Origin of the sequence: Streptomyces sp. NPDC049577, assembly GCF_040675635.1 — a bacterium.
GTDB lineage: Bacteria > Actinomycetota > Actinomycetes > Streptomycetales > Streptomycetaceae > Streptomyces.
In genome coordinates, this window is record NZ_JBFAPH010000140.1 from 1 (window position 1) to 16235 (window position 16235).

The window sequence follows — 16235 nt, forward strand, 5'->3', positions numbered from 1 at the left end:
GTCCGTCGCCTCTTCCCGACCGCCCGCATCATCACTCTGACCAGCGCCGACCTGGAGAACGGCAAGCGCGACCGGGTCCTGGAGTACGTCCGGGCCGACCTGGAAGCTGGTCCGCCACCCGTAGGTGGGCGTGGAATTCACCACCGGATCGGCGTCCACCATCCGCACGGCACCGAAGAGCCGGTGTGCGTCCAGCTTCGCGTCGTCCTGGCCGAGCGCCTTCAGGACGGGCGTGGCCGCGGCCTTCGCCCGGTCCTCCGACACCGGCCCGCCGCCCTGGTCCGGCCCGGCGGCCGGGGTGCCGCCGTCGCGGAACGACGGACACTTCATCGAGGGCGCCGAGGGCGCCGGCACGTCACCGCCCGGCACGTCCTTGCCCGGCGCGGGCGGCTCCGTGCGCGGCCCGGCACCCGGCGGGTGCACACAGCCCGTGCCGCCCGGCGTCCCGTAGCGGGAGTACGACCAGTCGCCCGGCCCCTGCTCGTTCACCCGGAGCAGCGGTCCGGACGCGTCCGGCGAGCCGCCCACCGTCCAGGTGCCCTGCGCCGACCGGGGCTCGCCCTGCACGCCAAGGGCCTTGGCCAGGGCCGCGACGTCGCCGCGCGTCACCTCGCGCGCGGACAGATAGACGGGCGCCGTGCGCGGCCCGTCCGGCAGCTTGCCCTCCGCCCGGTAGCGGGTGCCGTTCGGATCCGGCTCGCCCACCGCGATGCCCTGCGACGGCGCGCCCCCGCCGTTCGTGCGCCCGTAACCGTCCAGCGCGAGCGGGGGAGGCGCCGCATGGCCGCCGGAGGTGTCCGGCGACCCTCCGCCGTCGCCGTCCCCCGCCGTGGACGCCCAGTACGCGCCGCCGCCTCCCGCCAGCAACACCGCCGCGGCCACCGAAATCACCGCCAGCGGGGTGTGCTTCCGCCGCTGTTTTCCGGGAGTGCCGCCCGGAGAGCCACCTTCGGTGCTCACCGCATCGCTCCTTCGCTCCGCTCAAAAATATGTACAGCGCCATCCCCCGGTAGGGGGACGGCGCTTGGACGGAACGCAGGAGCGACCGGTTCCACCGGAGCCGGGGGAGAGGTCAGTCGCCGTACTCCGACATCCCGTCCAGCAGTCGCGCCGAGGTCACGGGCACGACGACCCCGTGGATGAGGTCGAGCGGCGTGCGGCCCGCCGGAACCCCCGCGGGAGCCCCCCTCCAGTGCGGTGCCATCCGGGCGCAGTCCCTGCGCAACTCGGCCAGCGAGGGGGCGTCCTCCGTGATGTGCTGCGAAACCGGGGCGGTGACGTGCTTCACAGTCTTCGGCATACCGGCACCGTACGCATCAGAGGGCTCACGGAGGAAGACCTACCATTTGGTAGATTTGCCCGCTCAGTGGCTGGATCCGGACGTGGCACGCCGTGCCGGACCCGGTAGCGTGGTGTGGCTCTTCCCGTTCCTCTCATCACGTTGTCTTGTTTTGTCGCCTCGCCCCGCAGGGAGCAGACCCGTCGTGCGTATCGCTGTCACCGGCTCCATCGCCACCGACCATCTGATGACCTTCCCCGGCCGCTTCGCCGACCAGCTCGTGGCCGATCAGCTGCACACGGTCTCCCTCTCCTTCCTCGTCGACGAGCTCGAGGTCCGCCGGGGCGGCGTCGGTCCGAACATCTGCTTCGGCATGGCCGTCCTCGGCCTGCGCCCGATCCTGGTCGGCGCGGCCGGCGAGGACTTCGCCGACTACCGGGCCTGGCTCGACCGGCACGGCGTGGACACCGCCTCCGTGCACATCTCCGACGTCCACCACACCGCGCGCTTCGTCTGCACCACGGACACCGACCACAACCAGATCGCGTCCTTCTACACCGGTGCGATGAGCGAGGCCCGCCAGATCGAGCTCCAGCCGGTCGCCGAGCGGGTCGGCGGCCTGGACCTGGTCCTGATCGGCGCGGACGACCCCGAGGCGATGCTCCGCCACACCGAGGAGTGCCGCCAGCGCGGCATCCCCTTCGCCGCCGACCCCTCCCAGCAGCTCGCCCGCATGAGCGGCGAGGACATCCGGCTGCTGATCGAGGGCGCGACGTACCTGTTCACGAACGAGTACGAGCGGGCGCTGATCGAGAGCAAGACCGGCTGGACGTCCGACGAGATCATGGCCAAGGTCGGCACCCGCGTCACCACCCTCGGCGCGCGCGGCGTGCTCATCGAGCGCGTCGGCGAGCCGGCGATCGAGGTCGGCTGCGCGCAGGAGGAGGCCAAGGTCGACCCGACCGGCGTCGGCGACGCGTTCCGCGCCGGCTTCCTGGCCGGCCTGACGTGGCAGCTGCCGCTGGAGCGGGCCGCGCAGGTGGGCTGCATGCTGGCGACGCTCGTCATCGAGACGCTGGGCACGCAGGAGTACGAGCTGCGGCGCGGGCACTTCATGGAGCGCTTCGCGAAGGCGTACGGCCACGAGGCCGCCGCCGAGGTCCAGGCCCACTTGGGCTGAGCTTCCCCCCCCCGCCCGCACACCCCCCGCCCGGAAGGCAACGGGTGGGCGGGCGGGAGAAGCCCGTCAGGAGCGGCGCCGCACCGTATATCCGACGCCGCCCTCCACCGGCCGTTCCCCCACATACTCCTGCCCCCGCATATCGCACCAGGCCGGAATGTCCAGACGAGCGGCCTCGTCGTCGGACAGGACCGTCACCAGCCCCCCGACCGGCACGCCCCCGAACGCCTTCGCCAGTTCGATGACCGGAATCGGGCACCGCTTCCCGAGCGAGTCGACGACCAGCTCCTCGCCGGCGGAAGCCGGCGCCGGCCCCGAAGGGGCGACGTGCTCGCGCACCGAGGCGACAACGCGCGGCAAGACGGACAGGAACCGCTCCACGTCCTCCTCCCGCACTCCCGGCGGCAAGGAGACCCGGACGTTGCCCTCCGACAGCACCCCCATGGCCCGCAGCACATGGCTCGGCGTCAGCGTGCTCGACGTGCACGACGAGCCGGACGAGACCGAGAACCCCTCCCGGTCCAGGGCGTGCAGCAGCGCCTCGCCGTCGACGTAGAGACAGGAGAACGTCACCAGGTGCGGCAGCCGCCGCACCGGGTCGCCCACGACCTCCACGTCCGGCACCAGCTCCGGCACCCGCCGCCGCACCCGGTCCACCAGGGCCCGCAGCCGCGCGTCCTCCGCCGCCGCCTCCGCCCGGACCGCCCGCAGCGACGCGGCGGCCGCGACGATCGCCGGGAGGTTGGGGAAGCCGGGCGCGCGGCCGCCCTCCCGCTCGTCCGCCGGGCCCCGCACCGCGTACCGCACCCCCTTGCGCACCGCCAGCAGACCCACGCCCGACGGACCGCCCCACTTGTGCGCGCTCGCCGCCAGCAGCGACCAGCCGGGGGCCACCGGACCCCAGCCCAGCGACTGCGCCGCGTCCACCAGCAGCGGCACGCCGGCCGCCCGGCACGCCTTTGCCACCTCGGCCACCGGCTGCTCGGTGCCCACCTCGTGGTTGGCCGACTGCAGCACCGCCAGCGCGGTGTCCGGCCGCAGCGCCGCCGCGTACTCCGCCGCGTCCACCCGGCCCGTGCGGTCCACCCGCACCTCGGTGACGGCGCCGCCCTGCGCGGCCAGCGCCTCGCCCGCGTGCAGCACGGCCGAGTGCTCCACGGCGGAGACCACCAGATGCCGGCCCGCGCGCCGCCGGCCCGTCAGGGCGCCGTCGATCCCGTCGTGCAGGGCGCGTGTCCCCGAAGGAGTGAATACGAGTTCGTCGGGCCGGCAGCCCACCGCCTCGGCGGCCGCCTCCCGCGCCGCGTCCAGCAGCATCCGGGCCCGGCGGCCCTCCCGGTAGAGGCGGGCGGGATCGGCCCACCCCTCGTCCAGGGAGGCGAGCAGCGCCTGCCGGGCGACGGGGTGCAGAGGAGCGGACGATGCGGCGTCGAAGTAGGGCACGGGACAAACGCTACGCCTTTGGTGCCGCCACCCCCTCCGGCCTGGACTGATGCCCCCTCGGATGCCCGTCGGAGCCTGTGATTCCATCCCTTCGGGGACCGGTCCGGCGCGTTGGGCACCCTCCCCGCGCGGCCCCAAATAGCGTCCAGTAGGGTTTGGTCCGCATAAACATCCAAACCCCTGCCCGCAGCGGGCCGGCGACCGACCAGCGAGACGGCCGCAGCCGGCCGCACGGGCGAGACTCTCGGGAAGGCGCTACGTGAGTCCCAACGGCTCCGACCGCTCGTCGCGGCGCCCGGTGCGGCGGAAGCTGCTGCAGGCGCTGGCCGCGGGCGCTGTCCTGGCGACCGCCACCGGTTGCACATCAAAGGACTTCCCCCGCCTCGGAATGCCCACTCCCGTCACGGAAGAGGCGCCGCGGATCCTCTCCCTCTGGCAGGGTTCCTGGGCCGCCGCCCTCGCGGTCGGCGTCCTGGTGTGGGGCCTGATCATCTGGAGCGTGATCTTCCACCGGCGCTCCAGGACCAAGGTGGAGGTCCCCGCCCAGACCCGGTACAACATGCCCATCGAGGCGCTGTACACCGTGGTCCCGATCATCATCGTGTCGGTGCTCTTCTACTTCACCGCGCGTGATGAGAACAAGCTCCTGACCAACCCTGACAAGCCCAAGCACGTCATCAACGTGGTCGGCTTCCAGTGGAGCTGGGCGTTCAACTACATGGAGGACGTGGACGGCAACGCCGCCACGCCCGCCACGCCGCTCCGCGACAACAAGGAGCTCACCGCGATCCCGGACCGGTTCCTGAACAAGGCGCCGCAGGGTGCGGAGGGCGTCTACGAGGTCGGCACGCCCGGCGAGCGCAACCCGCAGACCAACAACCCCGGCCCCACGCTGTGGCTGCCCAAGGGTGAGACGGTCGAGTTCGTGCTCACCTCGCGGGACGTCATCCACTCCTTCTGGGTGGTGCCGTTCCTGATGAAGCAGGACGTCATCCCGGGCCACACCAACAGCTTCACGGTGACCCCGAACAAGGAGGGCACCTTCCTGGGCAAGTGCGCCGAGCTCTGCGGCCAGGACCACTCCCGGATGCTCTTCAACGTCAAGGTCGTCTCTCCTGAGCGGTACAAGGCGCACCTGAAGGAGCTTGCGGCCAAGGGCCAGACCGGTTACCAGCCGGCGGGCATCGCGCAGACGGATCACGCGAAGAACGCGGAGACCAAGAACAAGTGAGCATCCTCAACGAACCCCAGGGTGCGGCCGCGACAGCCACGGCAGCACCACCCGTACGCCAGAAGCAGCCGGGCAGTCAGGTGATCAAGTGGCTCACCACCACTGACCACAAGACGATCGGTACGCTCTACCTGGTCACGTCGTTCGCGTTCTTCTGCATCGGCGGCCTGATGGCGCTCCTCATGCGCGCCGAGCTGGCCCGTCCCGGCACGCAGATCATGTCGAACGAGCAGTTCAACCAGGCGTTCACGATGCACGGCACGATCATGCTGCTGATGTTCGCGACGCCGCTGTTCGCCGGTTTCGCGAACTGGATCATGCCGCTGCAGATCGGCGCGCCCGACGTGGCGTTCCCGCGGCTGAACATGTTCGCCTACTGGCTCTACCTGTTCGGCTCGCTGATCGCGGTGGCCGGCTTCCTCACCCCGCAGGGTGCGGCCGACTTCGGCTGGTTCGCCTACTCCCCGCTGTCGGACGCGGTCCGTTCGCCGGGTGTCGGCGCCGACATGTGGATCATGGGTCTGGCCTTCTCCGGCTTCGGCACGATCCTCGGTTCGGTCAACTTCATCACCACGATCATCTGCATGCGCGCGCCGGGCATGACGATGTTCCGCATGCCGATCTTCACCTGGAACGTCCTGCTGACCGGTGTGCTGGTCCTGCTGGCCTTCCCGGTGCTGGCGGCCGCGCTGTTCGCCCTGGAGGCGGACCGCAAGTTCGGGGCCCACGTCTTCGACGCGGCCAACGGCGGAGCATTGCTCTGGCAGCACCTCTTCTGGTTCTTCGGCCACCCAGAGGTGTACATCATCGCCCTGCCGTTCTTCGGCATCATCTCCGAGGTCATCCCGGTCTTCTCCCGCAAGCCGATGTTCGGTTACATCGGTCTGATCGCGGCGACGATCTCGATCGCGGGTCTGTCGGTGACCGTGTGGGCGCACCACATGTACGTCACCGGTGGTGTGCTGCTGCCGTTCTTCTCCTTCATGACCTTCCTGATCGCGGTCCCGACCGGTGTGAAGTTCTTCAACTGGATCGGCACCATGTGGAAGGGCTCGCTGTCCTTCGAGACCCCGATGCTGTGGGCCGTCGGCTTCCTGATCACCTTCACCTTCGGTGGTCTGACCGGCGTCATCCTGGCTTCGCCCCCGATGGACTTCCACGTCTCCGACTCGTACTTCGTCGTCGCGCACTTCCACTACGTCATCTTCGGCACCGTGGTCTTTGCGATGTTCTCCGGATTCCACTTCTGGTGGCCGAAGTTCACCGGCAAGATGCTGGACGAGAAGCTCGGCAAGATCACCTTCTGGACGCTGTTCGTGGGCTTCCACGGCACGTTCCTGGTCCAGCACTGGCTGGGTGCCGAGGGCATGCCGCGCCGTTACGCGGACTACCTGGCCGCCGACGGGTTCACCACGCTGAACACCATCTCCACGATCAGCTCGTTCCTGCTCGGTCTGTCGATACTGCCGTTCTTCTACAACGTCTGGAAGACCGCCAAGTACGGCAAGAAGGTCGAGGTCGACGACCCGTGGGGTTACGGCCGTTCGCTGGAGTGGGCGACCTCCTGCCCGCCGCCGCGGCACAACTTCCTCACCCTGCCGCGGATCCGCAGCGAATCCCCGGCGTTCGACCTGCACCACCCGGAGATCTCGGCGCTCGAGGTCGCAGGCCTCGAGGCCCCGGCCACCGGTGCCATCTCCGGTGGAAAGGAGACCGGCAAGTGAAGATCCAAGGCCGGATGTTCATCTGGCTCTCCGTCTTCATCCTCGCCATGGCGATCGTCTATGGCGTGTGGTCGAAGGAGGCCGCCGGTACCACCGCGCTCTTCATGGCCTTCGGCCTGAGCGTCATGATCGGCTACTACCTGGCGTTCACCGCGCGCCGGGTGGACGCCGGTGCGCAGGACGACAAGAACGCGGACGTCGCCGACGACGCCGGTGAGCTGGGCTTCTTCGCCCCGCACAGCTGGCAGCCGCTGTTCCTGGCCATCGGTGGCGCGCTGGCCTTCATGAGCATCTGCTTCGGCTGGTGGCTCATGTACTTCTCGGCGCCGATCATCCTCGTGGGCCTCTTCGGCTGGGTCTTCGAGTTCTACCGCGGCGAGAACCAGAACCAGTAGGACGGCCACGGCCGTTCCACCACGGGCCCCGCACACCACCACGGTGTGCGGGGCCCGCTGCGTACCCCGCCGGCGCCCCCTCGCCCGTTCGGCCGCGCCCCGGGGGCCCCGTTCGCCGTACGTTCTTACGGTGTGACCATGAGTCACTCACCGCGAGGCCGTAAGGTGACGTTCGGCCTTCTGGTCAGCGTCACCCTGGCCGCCCTGGCCACCTCGTGCGGCGGCCCGGACAACCCGCTGGCCGACAAGCCCTACGACGCCACCGGCCAGGTCGCCCTCGTCGGCCCCCGCGAGGGCGAGAAGGCCGACCCGTCCAAGCCGCTGGAGGTCCGTGCCAAGGGCGGCGACCGCATCACGGACGTCACCGCGACGGACGCCGCCGGCCGCTACCTCAAGGGCGAGCTCGCCGAGGACGGCTCCAGCTGGCACAGCACCGCCGCCCTGGCCGCCGGCGCGCACTACACCGTCCGTGTCAGCACCGAGGACGAGGACGGCGACCAGGGGCGCCGCACGATCGGCTTCGACACCCGGCCGATGGACCGGCTGCTCCGGGTCACGTTCGGCCCGCAGAGCGGCACCTACGGCGTCGGACAGCCCGTCACGGCCGAGCTCAGCCAGCCGCTCACCGACCCCGCCGCGCGCGCCGTCGTCGAACGTGCCCTGAGAGTCGACTCCAATCCCCCCGTCCGGGGCGTGTGGCACTGGGTGGACAACCGCACCCTGCACTACCGCCCCCAGGAGTACTGGCCCGCCCACGCCACGATCGACGTCTCCACCAACCTCAACGGCATCAAGATCGCGGGCGGGGTGTACGGCGGCCCGTCCAAGCCGGTCCGGCTGACGACCGGCGACCGGGTGGAGGCCGTCACGGACGCGAGCGCGCACTCCATGACCGTGTACAAGAACGGCAAGGAGATCCGCTCCATCCCCGTCACCACCGGCAAACCGGGCTACGACACGCGGAACGGGGTCAAGGTCATCCTGGGCCAGGAATCCTTCGTCCGTATGCGCGGTACGACCATCGGCATCGCCGAGGGCAGCGCGGACTCCTACGACCTGCCCGTCTACTGGGCCACCCGGGTCACCTGGAGCGGCGAGTACGTGCACGCCGCCCCCTGGTCCGAGGGCTCGCAGGGCTGGGACAACGTCAGCCACGGCTGCACGGGCATGAGTACCGAGAACGCCAAGTGGTTCTTCGACAACGTCCGGGTGGGTGACATCGTGAAGGTCGTCAACAGCGCGGGCGCCACGATGACGCCCTTCGACAACGGCTTCGGCGACTGGAACATGGCGTGGGACAAGTGGCGCCAGGGCAGCGCGCTGGCCTCCGGAAAGCGGGAGGGCTCCGCCCCGGGGGACGCGGCCCGGCTGCGGCCCGAGCTGTGAGGGTATGTGCGGGCCGTATGTGGCTTGCCGCGCAGTTCTCCGGGCCCCTTGAGGGGCGCTACCGCGCCCGCTGGGGCGCCCCGGCCGGGTCCGCGTCGTCTGCGTCGGCGGCCCGCAGCAGGCCCGCCAGGGCTTCCGCGAAGGCCACCGGGTCCAGGGGGTGGGTGATCGCCGCGTCGGCCCGGCTCCAGGTGGCCAGCCAGGCGTCCTGCGGGCGGCCGATGAGCAGCAGTACCGGCGGGCAGTCGAAGACCTCGTCCTTCAGCTGGCGGCACACGCCCATGCCGCCCGCCGGGGCCGTCTCGCCGTCCAGCACGCACACGTCCACCCGGCGCTCCCGGAGCGTCCGCAGGACGGCCGGCAGGGTCGCGCACTCCAGGTACTCCACGGGGGGCACGTCGGCGGCCGGACGCCGCCCGGCGGCCAGCCGCACCTGCTCACGGGTGCCCGCGTCGTCGCTGTAGACCAGCACGGTGGCGGTCGGCTGCATCGTTGCCTCCAGGTTCGATCGGACCGTGGTGGCGCGATGCTACTGCGACGGGGCGATTCCGGAGAGGGATTCGGCAACACCCGCAACACCCGTACGGGGCCCGCGGAAGCGGTGCTTCCTCCCTTTGGGCGACCGCCGGAGGACTGGCGCGATCCGCCGTACGAGCAGCACATACGCTCTTGACACACCGAACGGCACCCCCCGGAGTGAGCGCGAGATAAGCGACCGACATAATGTCGGTCGTGGCGACAGCAACAGCAGTAGATACCGGGCACGCGCACCCCTCGGTCAACCGACCGAACCTCACCAGCGTCGGAACCATCATCTGGCTGAGTTCCGAGCTGATGTTCTTCGCGGCCCTCTTCGCGATGTACTTCACCCTCCGTTCGGTGACCGGTGCCGCGCACTGGAAGGAAATGGCGTCCTCGCTGAACCTTCCGTTCTCGGCGACCAACACCACGATCCTGGTGCTCTCCTCCCTCACCTGCCAGCTCGGCGTGTTCGCCGCCGAGCGCGGTGACGTGAAGAAGCTCCGTACGTGGTTCGTGATCACGTTCGTGATGGGTGCCATCTTCATCGGCGGCCAGGTCTTCGAGTACACGGACCTGGTCAAGGAGGACGGTCTCTCCCTGTCCTCGGACCCGTACGGTTCGGTCTTCTATCTGACGACCGGCTTCCACGGTCTGCACGTGACGGGCGGTCTCATCGCCTTCCTGCTGGTCCTGGGCAGGACCTACGCGGCGAAGAGGTTCACGCACCACCAGGCCACCGCGGCGATCGTCGTGTCCTACTACTGGCACTTCGTCGACGTGGTCTGGATCGGCCTCTTCGCCACGATCTACTTGATCAAGTAATCGGTCCCGCACCGACATCAGTCCAGCATCGACGCAGAAGATCCTGACACCGGGGTAATCCGTGAAAAAGCTCTCCGCACGACGACGCCATCCGCTGGCGGCGGTCGTCGTCCTACTCTTCGCGCTGGCGGTCACTGGGGGGCTGTACGCCGCGTTCGCGCCGGCGGACACGGCCAAGGCCGATGACACCGCCCAGTCCCTTGCCATCGAGGAGGGCAAGAAGCTCTACTCCGTGGGCTGCGCAAGCTGCCACGGCACCGGCGGTCAGGGCACCTCCGACGGGCCGAGCCTGGTCGGCGTGGGTTCCGCCGCCGTCGACTTCCAGGTCGCCACCGGCCGTATGCCGCTCCAGCAGCAGGGCGCCCAGGCGCCCCGCAAGAAGGCGATCTACACGCAGGCCGAGATCGACCAGCTCGCCGCGTACATCGGTTCGCTCGGCGCCGGCCCCTCGGTCCCGACCAAGAGCCAGTACAGCCCCGACGGCGCCGACATCGCCAAGGGCGGCGAGCTCTTCCGTACGAACTGCGCGCAGTGCCACAACTTCACCGGCAAGGGCGGCGCGCTGTCGAACGGCAAGTTCGCCCCGACCCTTGAGGACGTCAACCCGAAGCACATCTACGAGGCCATGCAGACCGGCCCGCAGAACATGCCTTCCTTCCCCGACACGACGATGTCGGAGAAGAACAAGAAGGACATCATCGCGTACCTCGACACGGTCGACAGTGCCAAGTCGCAGAGCCCCGGCGGCCTTGAGCTGGGCGGGCTCGGCCCGGTCAGCGAGGGTCTGTTCGCGTGGATCTTCGGTCTGGGCGCGCTGGTCGCCGTCGCCATCTGGGTTGCCGCCCACACCGCCAAGGCCAAGAAGTCATGAGTAGCCAAGACATTCCAGAAGAGACCCTGCCGAGCAAGCAGGGCGACGCGCACGAGGCTGCCGTAGCCACCGCGGGCGACCCGTTCGCCGACCCGGGGCTGCCGCCGCACGAACCCCGCATCCAGGACATCGACGAGCGGGCCGCCAAGCGGTCCGAGCGCGTGGTCGCGATGCTGTTCACCCTGTCGATGCTGGCCACGGTCGGCTTCATCGCCTCCTACGTGACGCTGCCGGTCGACAAGAACATCTACGTCTTCCCGATCGGTCACATCAGCGCGCTCAACTTCGCGCTGGGCCTGACCCTCGGTGTGGCGCTGTTCTGCATCGGCGCGGGCGCGGTCCACTGGGCCCGCACCCTGATGTCCGACGTCGAGGTCGCCGACGAGCGGCACCCGATCGAGGCGTCCCCCGAGGTCAAGGCCAAGGTCATGGCCGACTTCCGGGCGGGTGCGGAGGAGTCGGCCCTCGGCCGGCGCAAGCTGATCCGCAACACCATGTTCGGCGCGCTGGCCCTGGTGCCGCTCTCCGGCGTGGTGCTGCTGCGCGACCTCGGTCCGCTGCCGGGCACCAAGCTCCGCAAGACGGCCTGGTCCGCGGGCAAGATGCTGATCAACCAGAACACCATGCAGCCGCTGCGTCCCGAGGACATCCAGGTCGGCTCCCTCACCTTCGCCATGCCCGAGGGCATGAAGGAGGAGGACCACGACTTCCAGCAGGAGATCGCCAAGGCGGCCCTGATGATCATCCGGCTGCGCCCGGAGAACATCAAGGACAAGCGCGAGCTCGACTGGTCGGCCGACGGCATCGTCGCGTTCTCCAAGATCTGCACGCACGTCGGCTGCCCGATCAGCCTCTACGAGCAGCAGACCCATCACGTGCTCTGCCCGTGCCACCAGTCCACCTTCGACCTCTCCGACGGCGGTCGCGTGATCTTCGGCCCGGCCGGCCACGCCCTTCCGCAGCTGCGGATCAAGGTCAATGACAAGGGCTACCTCGAGGCCATGGGCGACTTCACCGAGCCCGTCGGTCCTGCCTTCTGGGAGCGCGGATGAGTACTTCGACCGCTAGCGACAATCGCCGCAAGGCGCCCGCCGGCGAGCGGGTCGCCGACTGGGCCGACGGCCGGCTGGGCATCTACAGCCTGGCCAAGGCCAACATGCGGAAGATCTTCCCGGACCACTGGTCCTTCATGCTGGGTGAGGTCTGCCTCTACAGCTTCGTGATCATCATCCTCACGGGTGTGTATCTGACGCTGTTCTTCCACCCGAGCATGAACGAGGTCGTCTACCACGGCTCCTACGTGCCCATGCAGGGCATGCAGATGTCCGAGGCGTTCAAGTCGACCATGGACATCAGCTTCGACGTCCGCGGTGGTCTGCTCATCCGGCAGATCCACCACTGGTCGGCGCTGATCTTCCTGGCCGCCATGTTCGTGCACATGATGCGCGTCTTCTTCACCGGTGCGTTCCGCAAGCCGCGTGAGGTCAACTGGCTGTTCGGCTTCCTGCTGTTCGTCCTCGGCATGTTCACCGGTTTCACCGGTTACTCGCTGCCGGACGACCTGCTGTCGGGCACCGGTGTCCGCTTCATGGAGGGCGCGGTCCTGTCCGTGCCGGTGGTCGGCACGTACCTGTCGATGTTCCTGTACGGGGGCGAGTTCCCCGGCGGCGACTTCGTGGCGCGCTTCTTCTCGATCCACGTCCTGCTGCTGCCGGGCATCATGCTCGGCCTGCTGGTGGCGCACCTGATCCTGGTCTTCTACCACAAGCACACGCAGTTCCCCGGCCCCGGCCGGAAGAACGAGAACGTGGTCGGCATGCCGCTGCTGCCGGTCTACATGGCCAAGGCCGGAGGCTTCTTCTTCCTGGTCTTCGGTGTCATCGCCGCGATCGCCGCGGTCGCGACGATCAACCCGATCTGGGCCATGGGCCCGTACCGGCCGGACCAGGTGTCCACCGGTGCGCAGCCCGACTGGTACATGGGCTTCTCCGAGGGCCTCATCCGAGTGATGCCGGGCTGGGAGATCAACCTCTGGGGCCACACCCTGGTCCTGGGCGTGTTCATCCCGCTGGTGATCTTCCCGCTGGTGCTGGCCGCCATCGCGGTGTACCCCTTCATCGAGTCCTGGGTCACCGGCGACAAGCGGGAGCACCACCTGCTGGACCGCCCGCGCAACGCCCCGACGCGCACCGCCTTCGGCGCCGCCTGGATCAGCTGGTACTTCGTGCTGCTGATCGGTGGTGGGAACGACCTGTGGGCCACCCACTTCCACCTGTCGATCAACTCCATCACCTGGTTCGTGCGGGTCGGCTTCTTCGTGGTGCCGGTGCTGGTCTTCCTCGCCACCCGCCGGATCTGCCTGGGTCTGCAGCGCCGCGACAAGGACAAGGTGCTGCACGGACGCGAGTCCGGCATCATCAAGCGCCTGCCGCACGGCGAGTTCGTCGAGGTCCACGAGCCGCTCTCGCAGGAGCAGCTGCACACCCTCACCGCGCACGAGCAGCCCCGCCCGCTGGAGCTGGAGCCGTCGGTCGACAAGAACGGCGTCGTCCGCAAGCCCTCGGCCACGCAGCGCCTGCGCGTGAAGCTCTCCAAGGGCTTCTACGGCGAGGGGACGCAGATCCCCAAGGCGACGGCGGAGGAGTACCAGGAGATCACCAGCGGCCACGGTCACCACTGATCGCCGCCGGCTGATCACCGCGACCGATCCCACCAGCTGATCGCCACGAGCGAGAGCCCCGTCCACACGGTGGACGGGGCTCTTCGCCGTCCCGGACCTGGATAGGCTGGGCCCTGAGGCCACCCGTCGACACCGTGGCCCCCGGACCGACCACCAGGAGTGTGGACCATGAACGTTGCGACCCCGGCAGGCGGCGAACGCACGGTGGCCCCCACCTGGCCGGGCGTCCTGGACGCGCTGCTGGCCGGGGCCGACCTGAGCGCGGACGACACGGCCTGGGCCATGGACCGCATCATGCGCGGCGCGGCGACCGACGCCCAGATCGCCGGCTTCGTCGTCGCCCTGCGCGCCAAGGGCGAGACGGTCGCCGAGATCTCCGGCCTGGTCCGTGCGATGTACGCGCACGCGAACCTGATCGAGGTGCCGGGCCCCAGCGTGGACCTCGTCGGCACGGGCGGCGACGGCGCCAAGACGGTCAACATCTCCACCATGTCCTCGATCGTCGTCGCCGGCACCGGTGCGAAGGTCGTCAAGCACGGCAACCGCGCCGCGTCCTCCGCCAGCGGAGCCTCGGACGTCCTGGAGAAGCTGGGCGTCAACCTCGACCTGACGCCGCGCCGGGTGGTGGAGGTGGCCGAGGAGGCGGGCATCACCTTCTGCTTCGCCGTGAAGTTCCATCCCGCCCTGCGGCACGTCGCCGCCGCGCGGCGCGAGTTGGGGATCCGCACCACCTTCAACGTGCTCGGCCCGCTCACCAACCCCGCGCGCGTCCGGGCCCAGGCCACGGGCGTCGCGGACGCCCGCATGGCGCCCATCCTGGCCGGCGTGCTCGCCGAGCGCGGCTCCTCGGCGCTGGTCTTCCGCGGCGACGACGGGCTGGACGAGCTCACCACGACCGCGACCTCGCGGGTCTGGATCGTCCGGGACGGCACGGTCCGCGAGGAGCCGTTCGACCCGCGCGACGTGGGCATCCCCCTCGTCCCGGTCGAGGCGCTGCGGGGCGCGGACGCCTCCTACAACGCGGACGTCGCCCGCCGTGTGCTGAACGGCGAGACGGGGCCGGTGCGGGACGCGGTGCTGCTCAACGCGGCGGCGGCGCTGGTGGCTCTGGCGCCGAGTGGCGCGCCGCTCACGGAACAGATCCGCGGGGGCATCGCGCGCGCGGCGGAGTCGATCGACTCGGGCGCGGCGCGGCGGACGCTGGACCGCTGGGTCGCGGCGAGCAATTCGTAGGCGTGGTGACCGGGGGCTTCGCCCTCGGACCTTCCCCCATTGCCTGAACGGCATGGGGGGCACCCCATCGCCATGCGGAACGCCCGCCCACAACCGGTGCGGTGCGGGTGCCCCCTGTGCCATACTCCTCGGCAAGGTCACGAGTGACAGCGAAAAGGCCCCGGCCCGCTGTCCGGCAACCCTCCTTCCGTGGCGGGGTGCCCCGGGTGATGACCAGGTCGCAGGCAGCGAGGTCTGCGGCAAGCGCGGATCCCTCGCCAGGGATCCTGGTCGTCGAGGGAGTTCTTCCGTGATGCAGCGAATGCGATAGGGCCGCTACGGCCCCTTTCCGGTATCCCCAACCCCTTTTCACCACCGGAGAATTCGCCATGTCCGCATGCCCTGTCGCCGTTCTGTCGTCCACCGCCGAGCCGCTGCCCGTCCTGGGGCGGGACGTCCGGGTTCCGCTCGTTACCGGCGGGGAGGTGACATACGCGGCCCTCGACTACGCGGCCAGCGCCCCCGCCCTCCAGCGCGTGTGGGACGACGTCGCCGCCTACGCGCCGTACTACGGCAGCGTGCACCGGGGCGCGGGATACCTCTCGCAGCTGTCCACCGACCTGTTCGAGAAGAGCCGCGCCACCGTCGCCCGCTTCCTCGGCTGCCGCGAGGGGGACGAGGTCGTCTTCACCCGGTCCACCACCGACTCCCTCAATCTGCTGGCGGCCGCGCTGCCCGCCGACTGCCAGGTCTTCGTCTTCGAGACCGAGCACCACGCGTCCCTGCTGCCCTGGCGCGGCAAGCGCGTGACCTGCCTGGACGCGCCCCGCAGCCCGCGCCGGGCGGTCGAGGCGCTGGAGCGCGCGCTCGCCGGGCGGGAGCCCCACGGCCCCGCCCTGGTGTGCGTGACCGGCGCGTCGAACGTCACCGGTGAGCTGTGGCCCGTACGGGAGCTGGCGGCCGCCGCGCACGCGCACGGGGCACGGATCGTGCTGGACGCCGCGCAGTTGGTGCCGCACCACGCCGTGGACATCGCCGCGCTGGACGTCGACTGGGTCGCGTTCTCCGGCCACAAGCTGTACGCGCCCTTCGGCGCCGGCGTGCTGGCCGGGCGGGCCGACTGGCTGCGGGAGGCCGAGCCGTACCTGGCGGGCGGCGGGGCCAGCCGCAGCGTCACCCGGAACCCGGACGACGGCCGGGTCGACGTCGAGTGGCACCGCACCGCGGCCCGGCACGAGGCGGGTTCGCCCAACGTCATCGGCGCCTACGCCATCGCCTCCGCCTGCACGGCGCTCACCGAGGCAGGCTTCGAGGAGCTCGTCGAGCGCGAGCAGGGGCTGCTCGCCCGGCTGCGCGAGGGCCTGGAGCGGGCGCCGGGCGTGCGGGTGCTGTCGCTGTTCGGCGAGGACGCGCCGCGCGTGGGTGTCGTCTCGTTCGTCGTCGACGGCTGGAACAGCTCGCACTTCGCCGCGGCGCTGTCGGCCGAGTAC

14 protein-coding genes, 1 pseudogene and 1 riboswitch are annotated in these 16235 nt (G+C 70.1%); of the genes and pseudogenes, 11 read left to right on the top strand and 4 right to left on the bottom strand.

The window, feature by feature from the left end; translation table 11 throughout:
• Positions 1 to 960: pseudogene (locus AB0K09_RS17335) on the bottom strand (hypothetical protein); the annotation flags it as partial.
• A gap of 112 nt (positions 961 to 1072) precedes the next feature.
• A complete protein-coding gene (locus tag AB0K09_RS17340) occupies positions 1073 to 1300 on the bottom strand; it encodes a hypothetical protein (RefSeq protein WP_366066223.1) in 228 nt (75 codons plus the stop codon).
• Positions 1301 to 1484: 184 nt separating this feature from the next.
• Between AB0K09_RS17340 and AB0K09_RS17345 the strand changes: the two genes are divergently transcribed.
• Positions 1485 to 2459, top strand: a complete 975-nt coding sequence (locus tag AB0K09_RS17345) for a carbohydrate kinase family protein (RefSeq protein WP_366066224.1) — start codon at positions 1485 to 1487, stop codon at positions 2457 to 2459.
• 66 nt (positions 2460 to 2525) lie between these two features.
• Here AB0K09_RS17345 and AB0K09_RS17350 read toward each other — a convergent pair whose 3' ends face one another.
• Complete coding sequence (locus AB0K09_RS17350) at positions 2526 to 3902, bottom strand: aminotransferase class V-fold PLP-dependent enzyme (protein ID WP_366066225.1); 1377 nt, start codon at positions 3900 to 3902, stop codon at positions 2526 to 2528.
• A gap of 259 nt (positions 3903 to 4161) precedes the next feature.
• Here AB0K09_RS17350 and coxB point away from each other — a divergent pair, with 259 nt between their 5' ends.
• The 4 genes from coxB to AB0K09_RS17370 all read left to right on the top strand — a co-directional run bounded on the left by coxB (position 4162) and on the right by AB0K09_RS17370 (position 8638).
• A complete protein-coding gene (coxB, locus tag AB0K09_RS17355) occupies positions 4162 to 5133 on the top strand; it encodes a cytochrome c oxidase subunit II (protein WP_366066226.1) in 972 nt (323 codons plus the stop codon).
• Positions 5130 to 6857: a cytochrome c oxidase subunit I gene (ctaD, locus tag AB0K09_RS17360; RefSeq protein WP_366066227.1), complete on the top strand. Its 1728-nt coding sequence runs from the start codon at positions 5130 to 5132 to the stop codon at positions 6855 to 6857. The genes coxB and ctaD overlap by 4 nt, the downstream gene beginning before the upstream one ends.
• On the top strand, positions 6854 to 7252 hold the full coding sequence (locus AB0K09_RS17365) for a cytochrome c oxidase subunit 4 (RefSeq protein WP_366066228.1): 399 nt from the start codon (positions 6854 to 6856) through the stop codon (positions 7250 to 7252). The genes ctaD and AB0K09_RS17365 overlap by 4 nt, the downstream gene beginning before the upstream one ends.
• Positions 7253 to 7390: 138 nt before the next feature.
• Complete coding sequence (locus AB0K09_RS17370) at positions 7391 to 8638, top strand: Ig-like domain-containing protein (RefSeq protein WP_366066229.1); 1248 nt, start codon at positions 7391 to 7393, stop codon at positions 8636 to 8638.
• Positions 8639 to 8696: 58 nt separating this feature from the next.
• On the opposite strand, the gene AB0K09_RS17375 is transcribed toward AB0K09_RS17370, so the two are convergent.
• Complete coding sequence (locus tag AB0K09_RS17375; RefSeq protein ID WP_366066230.1) at positions 8697 to 9128, bottom strand: hypothetical protein; 432 nt, start codon at positions 9126 to 9128, stop codon at positions 8697 to 8699.
• Between the two features lie 233 nt (positions 9129 to 9361).
• Here AB0K09_RS17375 and AB0K09_RS17380 point away from each other — a divergent pair, with 233 nt between their 5' ends.
• The 6 genes from AB0K09_RS17380 to AB0K09_RS17405 all read left to right on the top strand — a co-directional run.
• The gene (locus AB0K09_RS17380) at positions 9362 to 9982 is read left to right on the top strand and encodes a heme-copper oxidase subunit III (protein WP_366066231.1); all 621 of its coding nucleotides are present in this window, start codon (positions 9362 to 9364) and stop codon (positions 9980 to 9982) included.
• Between the two features lie 61 nt (positions 9983 to 10043).
• Positions 10044 to 10853, top strand: coding sequence for a c-type cytochrome (locus AB0K09_RS17385; protein WP_366066232.1), 810 nt, complete (start codon positions 10044 to 10046; stop codon positions 10851 to 10853).
• Positions 10850 to 11905 (top strand): Rieske 2Fe-2S domain-containing protein, encoded by a 1056-nt coding sequence (locus AB0K09_RS17390; protein WP_366066233.1) that lies wholly within the window; start codon positions 10850 to 10852, stop codon positions 11903 to 11905. Before AB0K09_RS17385 ends, AB0K09_RS17390 begins: the two co-directional genes overlap by 4 nt.
• The gene (locus AB0K09_RS17395) at positions 11902 to 13533 is read left to right on the top strand and encodes a ubiquinol-cytochrome c reductase cytochrome b subunit (RefSeq protein WP_366066234.1); all 1632 of its coding nucleotides are present in this window, start codon (positions 11902 to 11904) and stop codon (positions 13531 to 13533) included. The genes AB0K09_RS17390 and AB0K09_RS17395 overlap by 4 nt, the downstream gene beginning before the upstream one ends.
• A gap of 168 nt (positions 13534 to 13701) precedes the next feature.
• Complete coding sequence (gene trpD, locus AB0K09_RS17400; RefSeq protein WP_366066235.1) at positions 13702 to 14766, top strand: anthranilate phosphoribosyltransferase; 1065 nt, start codon at positions 13702 to 13704, stop codon at positions 14764 to 14766.
• Between the two features lie 135 nt (positions 14767 to 14901).
• A riboswitch (SAM riboswitch) is annotated at positions 14902 to 15018 on the top strand.
• A gap of 116 nt (positions 15019 to 15134) precedes the next feature.
• Positions 15135 to 16235, top strand: a 1101-nt coding sequence (locus tag AB0K09_RS17405) for an aminotransferase class V-fold PLP-dependent enzyme (RefSeq protein ID WP_366066236.1), incomplete at its 3' end; no start/stop codon positions are given.